This window comes from Pseudomonas sp. NFPP04 (assembly GCF_900113815.1).
Lineage (GTDB): Bacteria > Pseudomonadota > Gammaproteobacteria > Pseudomonadales > Pseudomonadaceae > Aquipseudomonas > Aquipseudomonas extremorientalis.
Map to the genome: position 1 here is coordinate 1 of NZ_FOQS01000028.1, position 2,181 is coordinate 2,181.

2 protein-coding genes and 2 pseudogenes are annotated in these 2,181 nt (G+C 55.2%); 2 read left to right on the forward strand and 2 right to left on the reverse strand.

Annotated elements, in window-relative coordinates; genetic code table 11:
* Window positions 1-156 (forward strand): annotated as a pseudogene (locus BM017_RS28690) (hydrolase); the annotation flags it as partial.
* A 66-nt stretch (window positions 157-222) separates the two neighbouring features.
* Here the strand turns inward: BM017_RS28690 and BM017_RS28695 are convergent.
* Both BM017_RS28695 and BM017_RS28700 read right to left on the reverse strand, forming a co-directional pair.
* On the reverse strand, window positions 223-1,155 hold the full coding sequence (locus BM017_RS28695) for a nucleotidyl transferase AbiEii/AbiGii toxin family protein (RefSeq protein WP_092250899.1): 933 nt from the start codon (window positions 1,153-1,155) through the stop codon (window positions 223-225).
* On the reverse strand, window positions 1,145-1,909 hold the full coding sequence (locus BM017_RS28700) for a type IV toxin-antitoxin system AbiEi family antitoxin (RefSeq protein ID WP_092250901.1): 765 nt from the start codon (window positions 1,907-1,909) through the stop codon (window positions 1,145-1,147). Before BM017_RS28700 ends, BM017_RS28695 begins: the two co-directional genes overlap by 11 nt.
* A gap of 208 nt (window positions 1,910-2,117) precedes the next feature.
* Here BM017_RS28700 and BM017_RS29805 point away from each other — a divergent pair.
* Window positions 2,118-2,181 (forward strand): annotated as a pseudogene (locus tag BM017_RS29805) (hydrolase); the annotation flags it as partial.

Below are 2,181 nucleotides of genomic sequence, written 5' to 3' on the forward strand. Positions count from 1 at the left end.
GGTGCGCAGTTGATGAACTGGTTCTCGGTGGCGTGTGAGCTGCATCGCGACTGGCGCAACGATATCGAGGGCCTGGGGAACCTGTTGTCCCAGCGCATCCCTAACTATCGCAACTTGATGAATGGTTACTCGGCGTTGACAGCCAATCAGAAGTAAATCAACCGAACCTCGCAACAAGCCTGCCCTGAAAAGCAGGCTTTTGTTGCTGTGCGCAGGCCACTGTTAAAACGGTGACCCGACCAACATTTGTCCGGCTACACGGTCCAGCACTGCAAATGCCTCTTCACGCTTTTCAACAGACATTCCAGCAATATTGCGTAGCTTCCATTGCACCGCCGGCAGCTTATCAATACCGTCCAGGGCCAGCAGCGCCCAATCAGGCTTTGCACGCTTGAGTGAAAGCAAAAAAGCAGCATCTTGCGCACAAAACTGCTGCCGTATGGCCTCAAGCAACCCATGCCGGGTACTCTCCAACTGTTCAAGCGTGACAGGCTCACGCGTCATGCCGGCAAACTCCGCTTGGAATATGCCCGCGAGCGGTTTCCACCGTGGAGCGAGCAACTCGCTCATCGGCCTTCGATGACTGATCAGGTACACCAGAAAACCCTCGAAGATTTCCCGCGTCAGCCCCTCCTCGCGAAGCATCAGCATCACGTCAAAAAGATCCCTGGGGTGCTGTCGATCCAGCGCAGCGCAAATCTTGCCACCGTACAAATCGGGCAACGAGACCACCGGGATAGCAGCGAACCCGAATTGATCTTCAACCAACGCCACGACGTCACGCTCTTGCGGCGCGTGAACAGTGCCCCGCATCACAGGCGAAACTTCGATCTTGATTTGAGCAGACGGGCTGCGTACCAGCACTCGCAGTTCATCGTCTCGATTTGCCTGGACCGTCGCACCGACGTGAGGTAAGCCTTGCCCAACCGCATCAGCGATGCGTTGGAGCGCCAGACGGACATCGCCTAATGCCTGTTGGCGATCAGAACTGGGCAGGTACGCCAGGTCTATGTCCACCGACAGACGAGGGAGATCACGTATGAACAGATTGATGGCCGTCCCCCCTTTCAGGGCAAAACACCGCTCTGCTGCTACGTGAGGGATGACCTGGACCAACAATCGAACCTGAGCGGCGTAACGAGCATCAAGCGCCACTGGCAAAACTCTCCGGCACGGTGATTAGGAACTCTTTATCGAGTCGACCACCCCGGATGATTTGGCGCTTGCCTTTACCTAGATCAATACTGGAAAGGTCTATTCGCTCGTACCACACGTGCCGCGCGTTTCGCGCCAGCAGGAGGAAAACACGTTTGACGCGAATCGAGTTGCACGCGTCAAGCAACTTCTGCAGGCGCCTGGGGCTCAGTGAGCCCAAACCAGTGAACACATCAGCGACATGACTGAAGAGCATCTCGTCAGCGGTTTGATGAATAAGCTCGAGTACGGCGCGTTCCGGGGTTGCGATTTTTAACTCAAATCGGCTGTAAGGGACCTGGAAAACTTGTAACCCCATATCTTCCATTTCCGCGAAGAGGCCACCGGGATAGAAGTTCACGTCGACATCCCAAGGGTACTTGCGGAACCAGCCCGCAAGCACAGCACCCGGTGTTCCGAACAGATCGACGGCCTGCTTTCCAAAGGCGAGGTAATGGCTGTAGCCGAGCAAACTCAACGCCGTCGCGCCGCCCGGCCAAATACGTGCCGATGCATCTTGCTGCAAAGCGAATACCCCGCCCTGCCAATCCAGGTCATCGCCGCAGCGTTTCCACGCGCCATGGCCCACCCGCTCTACCCAACCACTGCGCTGATACTTTTGGATCAGGCTGGGGCCGACGCCATGGCTATGCAGCCAGGCTTGCGTCGCAATGGAACCCGGTGCCCAACCAGCCAGCAGGCGGTTTATTTTCATGATAAATAAGAACCTATAAGGCAATATTTTCCATAAATACTAAACCATCCTTGAGACAATTTCTGCGATAAACCACAGATAAACAATCGTCTCCTTTGAGTTGACGGTATTACCTATCCCAACCGATTTATCCCCCACAGACCACCCATTAATCTGTGCCCATGCTGAACGCAACGCCCAACCAACCTGAACAAAAAAGGATTCAACCATGAGCACTGCAACCTACAACCGCTTGAACAAAGACGACGCCGTCGTCCTGCTGGTCGACCACC

Bases quoted from the DNA above. Each gene is read 5' to 3' on its own strand.
- BM017_RS28700 (WP_092250901.1), bottom strand. From the start codon at position 1,909: ATGAAAATAAACCGCCTGCTGGCTGGTTGGGCACCGGGTTCCATTGCG.